This is a genomic window from Pseudoflavonifractor intestinihominis (genome assembly GCF_040096055.1).
GTDB lineage: Bacteria > Bacillota > Clostridia > Oscillospirales > Oscillospiraceae > Pseudoflavonifractor > Pseudoflavonifractor intestinihominis.
The window spans coordinates 108,397-121,464 of sequence record NZ_JBBMFK010000006.1 but is presented as its reverse complement, the minus strand read 5'-3'; the positions used below and the strand labels follow the sequence as shown (position 1 = coordinate 121,464).

Genomic DNA, 13,068 nt, shown 5'->3' with positions numbered 1-13,068 from the left:
AACCAAGTTCGCAGGCGCTCTTCCTTTTCAGTTTGCAGGTAAGGGCAGCTGCCCTTCCTCCGCCAGCGTTTCCCGGGTAATCTGCCGGTAGGGGAGCCAGACATAGTGCCCGTCCTCCAGGTCTACCGCCTCCCCCGGGTCCTCTCCCCTGTTCAGGGCCAGCACCAGGTCCAGCATGGCTCCCGCGATGCCCTGGGCGTCGTTGAGGACGGTGCCCTGCAGCGTGCCGGCGGCCACCGCCTCCAGAGCCGGGGCGGTGGCGTCCACCCCCACCACCAGGGGCGGCTCCAGTCCCGCCTCCCGGATGGCGTCAATGGCCCCCAGGGCCATGTCGTCGTTGTTGGAGAACACCACCTCGATCTCTTCCCCAAACTCCTCCAGCCACTGCTTCATCTTGGCCTCCGCCTGGCCCCGGTTCCAGTTGGCGGTGTCGCTGGCCAGCTTCTCCACCTCCAGCCCGGCGTCGGTGAGGGCTTTGACCGAGTATTCCGTGCGCAGCAGGGCGTCCTGATGGCCGGGCTCCCCCTCCAGCATGGCGTACTGGACCACGCCGTCGCCGTTCCGGTCCCAGCGGGCCTGATCGGCCTGCCACGCCTCCAGCACCAGCTGGCCCTGGAGGGTGCCGCCCTCCTCCGCCCGGGCGCCCACGTAGTAGATCTGCTCCCAGCGCTGGATGTCCTCCGCCACCGGCTGGCGGTTGAAGAAGATGACGGGCACCCCCGCCTCCTCCGCCTTGTCGATGAGCACGGCGGCGGCAGTGCGGTCCACAATGTTGACGCACAGCACATCGCAGCCACGGCTGAGGAACTGGTCCACCTGGTCCATCTGGGTGGTCTGGTTGCTCCGCCCGTCGGCCACGGACAGGTTGATCTTCAGCTCTCCGTCCTCCCCCTCGGCCTCCCGGGCCAGCCGCTCCAGGTCCTGGGCCACTGTGGAGATAAAGGTGTCGTCCTGGGTGTACAGGGCCACCCCCACCCGCAGGGTGTTGTCCCTGCCGCCGCCGTCGGCCCGGCAGCCCGCCGCCAATGTGAGCAGCATAGCCGCCCCCAGGGCCAGCGCCGCCAGGCGGTCAGGACGTGACCGGGAAGAGCAGCTTCTGGTTGTCCGCCTCATAGATATCCTCCCCTCGCACAACGGTAAACGGCAATTCCTCCGCAGTGTACGCCTCGCCCCGGGCCAGGCGGATGGCCCCCTCAGCGGCCAGATAGCCCGCGGCGTAATCGCTCCAGGCGGCCACAGCGGCGGCGCTGCCCCGCTCCAGCGCGCCCACCACGTAGGTGCTGACCCCCACGCCGTACACCAGCTGGCCCAGGCCCCCGGCCTCCACGGCCCGGATGGTCTGTTCCGTGGCGTAGGGGTCAAAGGCCATGATGGCCTCCGCCTTCTGTACGCTGGAGAGCACCCTCAGCCCGGCGGCCAGCCGCCCGGGCGCAGCGGTCTGTCGGAAGACAGGCACCCCCGCCGCCGTCAGCACCGCCTCTGCCCCGTCCAGCCGGGCGGCCACGCCGGTGCTCCCGACGGCAGTGTCCAGCAGCAGCACCATGCCGCCCCTCCAGTCCTCCAGCACCGCCTCGGCCAGCTCCCGGCCCAGGGCCTCGTTGTCGGGGGCCACCACCAGCCCGGCCCCCTCCAGCGGGGACTCAATGCTCACCACCGGGCAGCTGCCCACGGTCTCGCTCAGCTGAAGCTTCAGATTTTCCGGGTCAGCCGGCACCACCACCAGGGCGCCGGCGCCGCCGTCGGCCTCCCGGCGGAGCAGTTCCGTCTGCTCGGCGCCGTCCCCGGTCCGGGTCAGGGTGAGAAACCGCAGCTCCGCCCCCAGATCCCCTGCCGCCTGCTCCATGCCAAGACGGGTGTTGGACCACAGGGCGGTGTCCGCCTCCCGGAAGATGACCGACAGCTCCAGGGGCTGCAGCTCCCGTCCTCTGCCCGGCAGCTGGGGCAGCACCAGGGAGAGGATCACCGCCGCACCCAGCACCACCAGAATGGACAGCTGGATCAGGTCTCTGCGTCTCTTTTTCATAGGCCGTCCTCCCTCCGGCAGGCCGCCGCCTGCTCCTCGTCCAGGGCCGGAAGCCGGAGGCGCACCCGGGTGCCCTCGTCCGGCTCGCTGAAAATGGTCAGTCCGTATCCCTCGCCGAAGGTAAGGCGGATGCGGCGGTGGACGTTGCGCACGCCGATACCCGATCCGGTGGTGCGCATCTCCGGCCGGTTCTCGTCCAGCAGGGAGGCTGCCACCTCCGGCCGCATGCCCATGCCGTTGTCCTCCACGTCGATGACCAGGTCATCCCCCTCCCGCCGGGCGTCCACGGTGATGAGCCCGTCGTCCTCCGCCCCCGCCATGCCGTGGTAGATGGCGTTCTCCAGGATGGGCTGGACGATCAGCTTCAGGGTGTACAGCCCCTCGGTGCCCGGATGGGCGGTGATGCGGGTGGAGAATTTTTTCTTGAACCGGATCTCCTGGATGGTCATGTAGTGGAGGGCGTGCTCCAGCTCGTCCTTGAGGGGAATGACGCTCTTGCCCCGGCTCAGAGCGATGCGGAAGAGGCGGGCCAGGGAGGTGACCATCTGGATGGCCTCGTCGTACCGGCCTGCCTCGGTCATCCAGATGACCGAATCCAGGGTATTGTAGAGAAAATGGGGGTTGATCTGGGACTGGAGTACCTCCAGCTCGCTGCGGCGCTTCTGCCGCTCCTGCTCGATGATGTCGTCCATCAGGTGGCGCATGGTGGACACCATGGAGCGGATGGAGTGGCTCAGCCGCCGCACCTCATAGCAGCCCGCCGCCTCCTCGATCTCCACGTTCTCCTTTCCCGCCTCCAGCTCCTTGATGGACTGCTCCAGCCGCCGGATCGGGTCGGCGATATAGGCGGAGATGCGGAAGTTGAGAAAGGCCAGCAGAAATGCGGAGAAGAGCAACAGAGACAGTCCGAACAGCAGTGGCTGCTGGGGCCCGGCGGCCAGGTTGTCCGCCGGTACCACGCCCACCAGCTTCCAGCCGGTGTAGCCCACGGTCTTGACCGTGACCTGCCTGCGGCTGCCCTCAAAGGTCTCCCAGCGGGTGCCGTCCCGGTAGGCGGCGGCCGCCTGGTTGTTCTCCTGCTGGAGCCCGGCGTAGATCAGCTGCTGCCGGGGGTGGTAGATCAGCTCCCCGTCCCCGTCGATCAGGTAGAGATATCCACCGTTGGACAGCTCCACATCCCGGCACACCTGCTCGATGCCCGCGAAGCTCATGTCCACCAGCAGCACGCCGCTCTCGGTGATGCCGCCACGGGTCAGCTGGACGTAACGGCTCAGAGACACCACCCACCGGTACCGGTAGTCCGGGTCGTCAAAGAGCCGCTGGACATGGGGCGCGGAGAAGTGGAGATTCTCCATCTTGTCCACGGCCGCCTGGAACCAGCCGCTCTCCTGGGGCAGCGCGGAGCTCTTCAGCCCGGACAGAGGCGCGGCGGACACCAGCGCCCCGCCGCCGTCAAAGACGGCGATGGACACCAGGGCGTCCCGGTTCTCCTCGTAGAGCAGATTCATGCCGTCGGACAGGCTGCCGCCCGACAGGTCGGTGTATTTGATGACCCGGTAGTACATGGTGTCGGAGATGCGCATCATCCGCCGCAGGTAGCTGTCCAGGTTCAGGTTGACCTGGTGGAGCACCCGCTGGGTGTTTTCCTCCAGCAGCGCCGAGGTGGCGTTGGAGAACCGCAGCACCAGGCTCAGGCCCATGAACACCACCCCCACCACTGCCACAATGGTGAAGGAGAGGGCGATGACCATCTGGATACTCATCTTCCGGTACCGGCCCGCCAGCCGCCCCGCAACACGCCGAAATACGTGGCCCATAACGCCTCCTTTCCGCCTGCTCAGGCCCGCTGTCCCGCCCGGTACTTGGAGGGCGTGACGCCGAAATGGCGCTTAAACACATAGCTGAAGTAGTTGGGGTCTGTGTACCCCGTCTTTTCTGCGATCAGATAGGTCTTTTCATCGGTGTCCTGGAGCATGCGGGCCGCCTGGCCCATCCGCAGCTCGGTGACGTAGGCGGTAAAGCTCTGCCCTGTCTCCCGCTTGAAGAGGGTGGAGAAGTAGGTGGCCGACAGATGGAGATGGGCACACAGGCTCTCCACGCTCAGATCGCAGTCGGCGTAGTTTCCGGCGATAAAGGCCTTGGCCTGCTCCACAGTCTTCCAGGCCGAGTCGGTCCGCTGGCGGCCCAGCAGCTCCTGCAGCTTCAGGCACCGGGCGCACAGCCACCGGCCCAGCTCCTCGGGGGAGTGGAAGTCGGAGAAGGACACCATGCCGGTAAAGCTGCGGCTGAACTGCTCCTCCACCTCATCGCCGCCGGAGCGGGCCAGGCGGATCATGGCGGTGACAATCTCCAGGAAGAACAGGTGGCACTGGGACAGGGAGAGCCTGGTCTCCCGCACCCGGTGGGTCAGCTGTTCCACCAATACCTCCACCTGCTCCCTGCTGCCCAGCTTCACCGCGCTCTCCAGGGCCCGCTGGTCCTCCTCGCCAAAGGACAGCCGGACCGACCGGTCGGGCTCCAGGTCGCCGATATAGATGGCCCGCTCCTCCCCCACCAGCACCTGGTAGTCCAGGGCGGAGCGGGCGCCGTCGGCCGACTGGCGCAGCTCCCCCGGCCCGGCGCAGGGCTGGCCGATGCCCACCGTGAGGGACATGCCCAGAATGCTGCGGGCCAGCGCACACAGCCGCTCCATCTCCTCCGTCAGGGCGTACACCTGCTCCGGGCCCTCCAGCCGGACCAGCAGAGCCACCGCGTCGTTGTAGAGCAGGCTGCGGACACAGGCGCCGGGCAGCTGGAAGTGCTCATCCAGAAAGGCCAGGGCGGAGAGCAGCAGCAGCTCGTCCCGCTGGGCCTCGCTCTCCCCTGCGCCCCCCACCCGGGTCAGGGCTGCCGTCCAGGCGCCCTCCGGCATGTCCAGCTCGTACCGGGCGGCCCGGTCGGCCACCTGGTCGGGCCGGATCCGCCCGTCCAGCAGGCGGGTGTAGAACAGCTCCCGCAGTACGGGCAGGCTCTCCTCGTACCGGCGGCGCAGGGTCTCCATGTCCCGGCGCTCCATGCGCTGCCTGTCCAGCTGTTCCCGCAGGCGGGTGAGCACCTCCCCCATCTCGGGGGCGTTGACCGGCTTCATGATGTACTCCGACACCCCCATGCCCACCGCCTGCCGGGCGTACTCAAAATCGTCAAACCCGGAGAACACCACCAGCTTGGCCGCAGGCAGAGCCTGGCGCAGCCTGCGGCACAGCTCCAGGCCGTCCATAAAGGGCATCTTGATGTCGGTGAGGACCACGTCGGGCCTGAGCTGCTCGGACAGTTCCAGGGCCTCCGCCCCGTTCTCCGCCTCTCCCACCAGCGCAAAGCCCAGGCCGGCCCAGTCGATTTTCCGGCTGATACCGGCGCGGATCTCCTCCTCGTCGTCCGCCAGCAGCACACGGTAGGGCTCCATGGCAGTTCCTCCTTACCGAGCAGGCCCATCAGGCCCCGCTCTTCCCCAGAATTTGGTCATTATCCTCATCAGATATGATCATAACACAAGTTTTCATCGGTGAATATACCCAAAAACAGTCTGGCGTCCGTCCGTCTTCTGACGGGCGGACGCCGCTGTAAACAGGTCCTGGAATTGTTTCCTCTTATTTCTTGACCAGGTACTTGCGCATATCCAGGGCGCAGGCGAAGAGGATGATGCCGCCCTTGATGGCGTACTGGAGGTTCTGGTCCATGCCCACCAGAGGCAGGGCCACGAAGATGAGGCGGAGCATGATGACGCCGATGATGATGCCGCTGACCTTGCCGATGCCGCCCACGAAGGACACGCCGCCGATGACGCAGGCAGCGATGGCGTCCAGCTCGTAGTTGACGCCGGTGTTGGCGGTGTTGGAGGCCACGCGGGCGGACTCCACGAAGCCGGCCCAGCCGTACATGGCGCCGGCCAGGGCGAAGACCAGGATGGTGGTCATAAACACGTTGACGCCGGACACCCGGGCGGCCTCCTCATTGGCGCCCAGGGCGAACATGTTCTTGCCGAAGGTGGTCTTGTTCCAGATGAACCACATCAGCGCCGAAAGAAGCACCGCGTAGATGACGTAGTTGGGGATCTGGATCTCACCGCCGTTGAAGTTCAGCAGCGGGGGATCGCCCACCACGAAGTTGCGGTAGCCCTGGTCCAGAGAGGAGATGGCCATGCCGTTGTTGTTGCCCATCTGGACGTAGAGAAGCAGAAGGGTATACAGAATAAGCTGGGTGGCCAGGGTGACGATGAAGGGGTGGAGCTTGAACTTGGCCACAAAGAAGCCGTTGAAGGCGCCGATGAGGGCGCCCAGGCCAACCGCGATAATGATGACCACGGGGATGGGCAGAGTGCCGATGTTGGGCCACATCTTGTTGGCCGCGCCGGACGCCTGAAGCAGGGAGGCGGACACGCAGGCGGTGATGCCCACGGCCCGGCCGGCGCTCAGGTCAGTGCCGGTGAGGACGATACAGCCGGCGATGCCCAGGGCCACGGGCAGGTAGGCGGCGGTCAGGGACAGCAGGTTGATGAGGGAGCGGGGGGTCAGAAAGGACGGCTGAGTGACGGCCACATACACGGCCACCAGCAGCATGATGATGATCAGGGCGTTGTTCAGCAGGGCGTTGCCCACCCGCTTGGCGGAAAAGCCCTGGGCCTTTTTGGCCAGCTCCTTGGACTCAGTACTCATAAGACAGTCTCCTCCTCTTTACACATACTTGGCCGCCAGGGTGAGGATCTCCTCCTGGCTGGTATTGCGGGCGTCCACCTCTCCGGCCACCTGGCCGCCGGACATGACCACGATCCGGTCACACACGCCCAGCAGCTCGGGCATCTCCGAGGAGACCATGATGACTCCCTTGCCCTCGTTGGCCAGGTCGATGATGAGCTGGTAGATCTCGTACTTGGCGCCCACGTCGATGCCGCGGGTGGGCTCATCCAGCAGCAGCACCTCCGGCTTGGTGAGCAGCCAGCGGCCGATGATGACCTTCTGCTGGTTGCCGCCGGACAGGGAGCGGATCTGGGTGCGCTGGGTGGGGGTCTTGATGTGCATGGCCTGAATGGCCCAGTCGGTCTTGTCCCGCATCTTCTTGTCGCTCAGACAGAAGCCGCCCAGGAGGTAGTCCTTCAGGCTGGACACCACGGTGTTCTCCTTGATATCCCGGATGCCGAAGATGCCGGTGGCCCGGCGCTCCTCGGTGAGGAGGGCAAAGCCGTTCTTGATGGCATCCTTGGGATTCTTGTTCCGGATGGGCTTTCCGTGGAGGGTGATGGTACCGCCTCCCCGGGTCATGGCGCCGAACAGATTCTCCAGCACCTCGGTGCGGCCCGAGCCGTCCAGACCGGCGATGCCCAGAATCTCCCCCTTCCGAAGCTGGAAGGTGGCGTCCTTCAGGCGGGTGTACTTGCCGGAAATGTGCTGCACGTCCAGAATGACCTCGCCGGGCTGGTTGGTCTTGGGCGGGAAGCGGTTGGTCAGCTCCCGGCCCACCATCAGGCGGATGATCTCGTCCATGGTCAGCTCCTTGGCCGGACGGGTGGCCACCCATTGGCCGTCCCGCATGATGGTCACGTCGTCGCTGATGCGGAGGATCTCCTCCATCTTGTGGCTGATGTAGATGATGCCGCAGCCCTTGTCCCGCAGCATGTTGATGATGCGGAACAGGTGCTCCACCTCGGTCTCCGTCAGGGAGGAGGTGGGCTCGTCAAAGACAATGATCTTGGAATTGTAGGACACGGCCTTGGCGATCTCCACCATCTGCCGCTGGGAGACGGGCAGGGTGGACATGATGGCCTTGGGGTTGACGCTGACGCCCAGAGTCTCAAAGATCTCCTTGGTGCGCTTCTTCATCTCGCTCTCGCTGACCATGATGCCCATCTTCTTGGGGTAGCGCCCCAGCCACAGATTGTCCTGTACGCTGCGGGTCAGGGCCTGGTTCAGCTCCTGGTGGACCATGGCCACGCCGTTTTCCAGTGCGTCCTTGGCGCTTTTGAATTCCACTTCCTTGCCGTCCAGGGTCACAGTGCCGCTGTCCCGGCGGTAGATGCCAAACAGGCACTTCATCAGGGTGGATTTGCCCGCGCCGTTCTCCCCCATCAGGGCGTGGACGGTACCGGGCCGGACCGTCAGGTCCACGTTGTCCAGGGCCTTGACGCCCGGGAATTCCTTGCAGATGCCTCGCATCTCCAGCAGTGCCGGCTGCTCCATATTCTTCCTCCTCTCACCTTGCGGAATCATCGCTTCATCCGCGGTCCGTTTTCCGCGCATCAAGCGGTGATTCCGCGTCAGGCCGCAAGCGGGGCTGCCTCAATGGCAGCCCCGCTCGGCCGTTTGCTTCTCAATAGGGGCTGATGCCGCTGTTCAGCTCGGCGCTGATCTTAGCCCTCGCTGGTGGCGTCGTACATGGCGTAGGGCACGCGGATCTTGGCCACCTCAATGGTACCATCCTCATTCAGGTCCACAGTGTAGCCGTTGTCAGCATTGATACCATCCATCACGTCCAGACCGTTCTGCACGTTCTTTACCAGAGCGTTGATGGTGGAGGCCATGCCCACGGCGTCCTGCTTGATGGAGCCCACCATGCTGCCGGCCTTGATGAGGGCCTTGGCGGAGTCGGTGGCGTCCACGCCGAAGACGGGGATGTTGGTGGACAGAGGCTCGCCGTTCTCGTCGATGCCCTTGTTGTAGCCCACGTTCTGGAGGGCGGAGATGGCGCCCTCGGCCATGCCGTCGTTGTTGCAGATAATGAGCTCCACCATGTTGTTGTTGCCCTCGTTGTAGGAGCCCAGCAGGGCCACCATGTAGTCGTTGGCAGCCTTGGCGGACCACTTGCCCTCGGTGTCGACCAGGTACTTGGTGGCGGCGGAGGAGTCGTAGTAGGACAGGGCGGGCTTGCCGGCGTCGGTCAGGATCTTGTCGGCGTCCTCCACGGCGAACTGGGTGCGGGCCTCGGCCTCGGCGTTGCCCTCCTGGCCCTTGAACATGACGTAGGAAATCACGCCGTCGCCGTTGAGGTCTACGGCGTCATAGTTCTCCAGCAGGTAGTTACCGATCATCTCGCCCTGCATGTGGCCGGCGTCGGGGGCGTTGGTGCCCACGAAGGCGCACTTCTCATAGCCGTTGATGACGCTGTTGTCGGCCACCTCGCGGTTGAAGAAGATGACGGGGATGCCGGCGCTCTTGGCGGCATTCACAATGTCCTGGGCGGGGGAGGAGGTGGCGGTCTCCACGATGTTGACGATCAGCAGGTCGGAGCCGGCGGTGATGGCGGTGTTGACCTGGTCGGTCTGGGTGGGTTGGGAGCCGGCGGCGTCCCAGTTGTTGGGCTCAATACCCATGGCCTTGAGCTGCTCGTCCATGGCGGTGCGGACGGTAGAGATGTACACATCGGAGAAGTCGTAGTAGAACACATCTACCCGCATGGCGTCGGCGCCTTCGCCGCCGGAGGGATTGCCGCTGCCGGTGGGGGTCTTGTTGGAGCATCCGGCGAACAGACCGAGCATCATGACGGCCGCCAGGATCAGAGCCAGTTTCTTCTTCATCTTGATTCCTCCTGTTGATTTGGATGGGTGGATTCCTTTCCTTACCGGAGGCGGCGTTGCCTCCCTTGTGTCTCTCATTTTAGAGATTGGAGGGCCAAAAGACGATAGAAAAATCTACTGTGTTCTATGAAAAAACTACGGTGCTATGTGAAGTATTTCACAGTTTTTGGACAGATGTCAGAATTCTTTTTGTGGAATTTCTCCATCGCTATCCCAGTCCGCACCGCCGGGCTCGTCCGCCGGGATACGCCGGTAGAACAGCAGCTGGATGAGTCCCAGCAGGGCCCCGTACAGCACCAGCAGAAACAGCCCCCTGGGCAGCACGCCGCTGAGCTTCTCCAGGGGCGTGCCCACGCCGCCGGCGGTGTAGCAGTAGTCCCAGCCGAACAGCCGGTTGAGCAGCAGGCACACCCCCACCAGCGCCGCCACCGGCACAAAACAGCGGTAACGGTCCTCCCGCCTGGGGCTGTACCAGCCGCTGCTCCACATCACGGCGGGCACCAGTACCATCAGCATGTGGTAGAGCAGGCTGCGCACCGGCACAAAGCTGAAAAAGGGGTAGCGGCTGAGATAGATGTTGAACACCAGGCCGAACACGCCCCCCAGCAGTCCCATGGTGCACACGGTGGCCGAGGCCATCTGCCGCAGCCAGTCCCGCCGGGCGAACACCGCCAGAGGCAGCATCATCCAGAACAGGGAGCACAGGTACAGCGGCAGAGAGGTGGCCGGGTTGATGCGGTCGAAGCTGCCCACCTCCCAGAGCCAGTAGGCCGGATCGAAGAGCAGCACCGCCACGGCCCCCACCCTGAGCCAGCGCGCTACGGCCTCCCTGGGCGCGCTGCGGGCCCACCGGCAGGCCAGGACAGTGAAAAGGGCGGTGCAGACCAGCACCGCGATGTGGGGCGGCTGAAACATGATATACACCCTTTCCCGAGTAAAAATCAGCGTGCCCCGGCCGGGAGACCGGTCGGGGCATCTATCTCCAGCGCGGACCGGGGTCCAGAGTCCTCCGCCGCGCGCTTGTCTCCATCATAGCGGGAAAAGCTGTATTCTCTCTCTGCGCCGCCTTAAGATTTAAAAAGATTTTCGGCTTTCGTACCGTTGGGGGTTTCAAGGTCCCGGGGAATCTGATAGAATGTCGGTAGGAATTATTTTTATAAAGGAGGACGCCTGCTTGAATCCACTGATTCTCATTGCCGAGGATGATGCGGACATCCGCGCCCTGCTGCGGCTGTACCTGGAGGGAGACGGCTTCCGGGTGCTGGAGGCGGAGGACGGCAATACCGCCCTGTCCCTGGCCCGGGAACACGCGCCCGATATGGCCATTCTGGATATCATGATGCCCGGGATGAACGGCTTCGAGCTCACCCGCGCCCTGCGGAAGTACAGCGAGATCCCCATCCTCATTCTCTCCGCCAAGAGCCAGGACAACGACAAGATCCTGGGGCTGAACCTGGGTGCGGACGACTACATCGCCAAGCCCTTCAACCCGGTGGAGATCGTGGCCCGGGTGAAAGCCCAGCTCCGCCGTGCCGCCCGCAGCAGCGGCGACCTGCTGACCGTGCGGGAGCTGACCCTGGACACCGCAGCCTTCCAGCTGACCAAGAGCGGCGTCCCCATCCCACTCACCCCCATGGAGTACAAGATTTTGGCCCTGCTCATGCGCTCCCCCGGCCGCATCTTCACAAAAATCCAGCTCTATGAGGGCGCCATCGGCAACTATTTCGAGGGGGACGACAACACCATGATGGTGCATATCTCCAAGCTGCGGGAGAAGATCGAGGACGATCCCAGAAACCCCCGCTACATCATCACCGTGAGAGGACTGGGGTACAAGCTTGAAAAATAAAAAAGTACCGGGGAGCCTCTTCGGCCTGCTGGTGCGCAACTACCTGCTCTTCACCCTGACGCTGCTGGCCATGGCCGGTGTGGTATTCGCCCTGTGGAACAGCTGGCTGGACAGCCTGTACCAGCCGGCAAACTGGAATTCACTGCTGTCCGACCCGGCGCTGGCCGCCGGGGACTATGAGTCCCTGCGGCGGCACCTGGGCCGGGCTGGCAACGACTTCGCCGTCTATGACAGCGGCGGTGCCCTGGTGTACGCCTCGGGCAACGGCTTTGACGCACAGTGTACCCCGGCGGAGCTGGGCTTTGTCCCCCTGTGGGGCGGGACTGAGGAGATCAGCGTCTGCGAGCTCTCCTCCTTTCAGGGGGAGGAGCCCCGCTGTCTGCTGGTCCGCCGGCTCTTCGGGCAGGACGGCACGCCGGAGCAGACCGACACCATGGTGCTGGACGGCAATTTGCAGGTGGTGTACGGCGGCTTTGGGGACGGCCGCACCAGCTACACCCGGCGGGAATTCCTCTACCTGACCGACACCCGCTTCCCCGACGCCTATCTGTACCGGGACACCTGCCCGGACCAGTCCGGCCAGACTATGACGGTCCTGCTGCGCAACGCCTACATCACCGACGAGATCTACTACCAGCACTACACCCACTCCTGGCGGATCTGGCTGCTGTTCATCCCCCTGTATCTGGCGGGGGCCGGGGTGTTCATCTGGTGGATGCGCCGGAAGATCGGGCGGCCCCTGCGGCGGCTCAACGACGCGGTGGTGTCCCAGTCGGAGGGCCGTGTGGTGCGGGTGGGAGACTGCGGCGGCCCGCGGGAGATCCGGCTCATCGGGGAGAGCTTTGACCGCTTCTCCGACCGGCTGGCCGAGAGCGAGGCGGAGCGGAGGCGGCTGGACCAGGGCCGGCAGAAGCTCATCGCCGACATCTCCCACGACCTGAAGACCCCCATCACCGTCATCGCCGGGTACATCGATGCCATCTGCGACGGCAAGGTGCCCCCCGAGGAGACGGGCCGCTATCTGCGGGCCATCCAGGGCAAGGCGGAGGCCCTCACCGAGCTGGTCAACGCCTTCCACGAGTACAGCAAGGTGGAACACCCCGAGTTCGTCCTCCACACCGAGCGCACCGACCTGTGCGAGTTCCTGCGGGAATACCTGGCGGGCAAGTACGATGAGATCGATCTGGCCGGCTTCTCCCTGGAGGTGTCCATCCCGGAGCGCCCCGTGTTCTGCGCCCTGGACCAGCTCCAGTTCCGCCGGGTGCTGGACAACCTGCTCTCCAACGCCCTGCGCCACAACCGGCTGGGCACCATTCTCTTCTTCGACGTATCGGTGGAGGAGGGCGCCGCAGTCCTCCGGGTGGCGGACAACGGCTCGGGCATCCCTGCCGACCGGGCCAAGTACATCTTCGAGCCCTTTGTGGTGGGCAGCGACGCCCGCTCGGGCACGGGCAGCGGCCTGGGCCTGTCCATTACAAAGCGGATCGTGGAAAAGCACGGCGGCACCGTGGCCCTCTCTCCCCGACCGGGCCCGGGCAGAAGCACCGAGTTCGTCCTCCGCCTTCCTCTGACATCGTGAAACAGACACGTCCGCCGGACCATGAGTCCGGCGGACGTTTTTTGTGTTTTCCTTGCGTTTTTCTTTACGAATCT

Annotated in this window: 10 protein-coding genes; 2 read left to right on the top strand and 8 right to left on the bottom strand. The window is 64.7% G+C overall.

The window, feature by feature from the left end:
- Positions 1-27: 27 nt before the first annotated feature.
- From WMO64_RS05495 to WMO64_RS05460, 8 genes are all read right to left on the bottom strand, one after another.
- A complete protein-coding gene (locus WMO64_RS05495) occupies positions 28-1,113 on the bottom strand; it encodes a galactose ABC transporter substrate-binding protein (RefSeq protein ID WP_349231283.1) in 1,086 nt (361 codons plus the stop codon).
- Positions 1,070-2,023: a sugar ABC transporter substrate-binding protein gene (locus tag WMO64_RS05490; protein ID WP_349231282.1), complete on the bottom strand. Its 954-nt coding sequence runs from the start codon at positions 2,021-2,023 to the stop codon at positions 1,070-1,072. The genes WMO64_RS05495 and WMO64_RS05490 overlap by 44 nt, the downstream gene beginning before the upstream one ends.
- Positions 2,020-3,840, bottom strand: coding sequence for a sensor histidine kinase (locus WMO64_RS05485; RefSeq protein WP_349231281.1), 1,821 nt, complete (start codon positions 3,838-3,840; stop codon positions 2,020-2,022). Before WMO64_RS05485 ends, WMO64_RS05490 begins: the two co-directional genes overlap by 4 nt.
- A 20-nt stretch (positions 3,841-3,860) precedes the next feature.
- A complete protein-coding gene (locus WMO64_RS05480) occupies positions 3,861-5,465 on the bottom strand; it encodes a response regulator (RefSeq protein WP_349231280.1) in 1,605 nt (534 codons plus the stop codon).
- A gap of 184 nt (positions 5,466-5,649) precedes the next feature.
- Positions 5,650-6,714 (bottom strand): galactose/methyl galactoside ABC transporter permease MglC, encoded by a 1,065-nt coding sequence (locus WMO64_RS05475; protein ID WP_349231279.1) that lies wholly within the window; start codon positions 6,712-6,714, stop codon positions 5,650-5,652.
- A gap of 18 nt (positions 6,715-6,732) precedes the next feature.
- Positions 6,733-8,232, bottom strand: coding sequence for a sugar ABC transporter ATP-binding protein (locus tag WMO64_RS05470; protein WP_294519566.1), 1,500 nt, complete (start codon positions 8,230-8,232; stop codon positions 6,733-6,735).
- 170 nt (positions 8,233-8,402) lie between these two features.
- Positions 8,403-9,566, bottom strand: coding sequence for a galactose ABC transporter substrate-binding protein (locus WMO64_RS05465; protein ID WP_349231278.1), 1,164 nt, complete (start codon positions 9,564-9,566; stop codon positions 8,403-8,405).
- Between the two features lie 177 nt (positions 9,567-9,743).
- Positions 9,744-10,481: a YwaF family protein gene (locus tag WMO64_RS05460; RefSeq protein WP_349231277.1), complete on the bottom strand. Its 738-nt coding sequence runs from the start codon at positions 10,479-10,481 to the stop codon at positions 9,744-9,746.
- A 259-nt stretch (positions 10,482-10,740) separates the two neighbouring features.
- Between WMO64_RS05460 and WMO64_RS05455 the strand changes: the two genes are divergently transcribed.
- Both WMO64_RS05455 and WMO64_RS05450 read left to right on the top strand, forming a co-directional pair.
- Positions 10,741-11,415 carry a response regulator transcription factor gene (locus WMO64_RS05455; protein ID WP_294519557.1) on the top strand — a complete coding sequence of 225 codons (675 nt, stop codon included), beginning with the start codon at positions 10,741-10,743 and terminating at the stop codon, positions 11,413-11,415.
- Complete coding sequence (locus WMO64_RS05450) at positions 11,405-12,994, top strand: HAMP domain-containing sensor histidine kinase (protein ID WP_349231276.1); 1,590 nt, start codon at positions 11,405-11,407, stop codon at positions 12,992-12,994. Before WMO64_RS05455 ends, WMO64_RS05450 begins: the two co-directional genes overlap by 11 nt.
- Positions 12,995-13,068: the final 74 nt, after the last annotated feature.

What these genes read in the sequence shown, in the direction of transcription:
- WMO64_RS05495 (WP_349231283.1), bottom strand. Translation starts at nt 1,113, where the DNA reads ATGAGGCGGACAACCAGAAGCTGCTCTTCCCGGTCACGTCCTGACCGC.
- WMO64_RS05490 (WP_349231282.1), bottom strand. Translation starts at nt 2,023, where the DNA reads ATGAAAAAGAGACGCAGAGACCTGATCCAGCTGTCCATTCTGGTGGTG.
- WMO64_RS05485 (WP_349231281.1), bottom strand. Translation starts at nt 3,840, where the DNA reads ATGGGCCACGTATTTCGGCGTGTTGCGGGGCGGCTGGCGGGCCGGTAC.
- WMO64_RS05480 (WP_349231280.1), bottom strand. Translation starts at nt 5,465, where the DNA reads ATGGAGCCCTACCGTGTGCTGCTGGCGGACGACGAGGAGGAGATCCGC.
- WMO64_RS05475 (WP_349231279.1), bottom strand. Translation starts at nt 6,714, where the DNA reads ATGAGTACTGAGTCCAAGGAGCTGGCCAAAAAGGCCCAGGGCTTTTCC.
- WMO64_RS05470 (WP_294519566.1), bottom strand. Translation starts at nt 8,232, where the DNA reads ATGGAGCAGCCGGCACTGCTGGAGATGCGAGGCATCTGCAAGGAATTC.
- WMO64_RS05465 (WP_349231278.1), bottom strand. Translation starts at nt 9,566, where the DNA reads ATGAAGAAGAAACTGGCTCTGATCCTGGCGGCCGTCATGATGCTCGGT.
- WMO64_RS05460 (WP_349231277.1), bottom strand. Translation starts at nt 10,481, where the DNA reads ATGTTTCAGCCGCCCCACATCGCGGTGCTGGTCTGCACCGCCCTTTTC.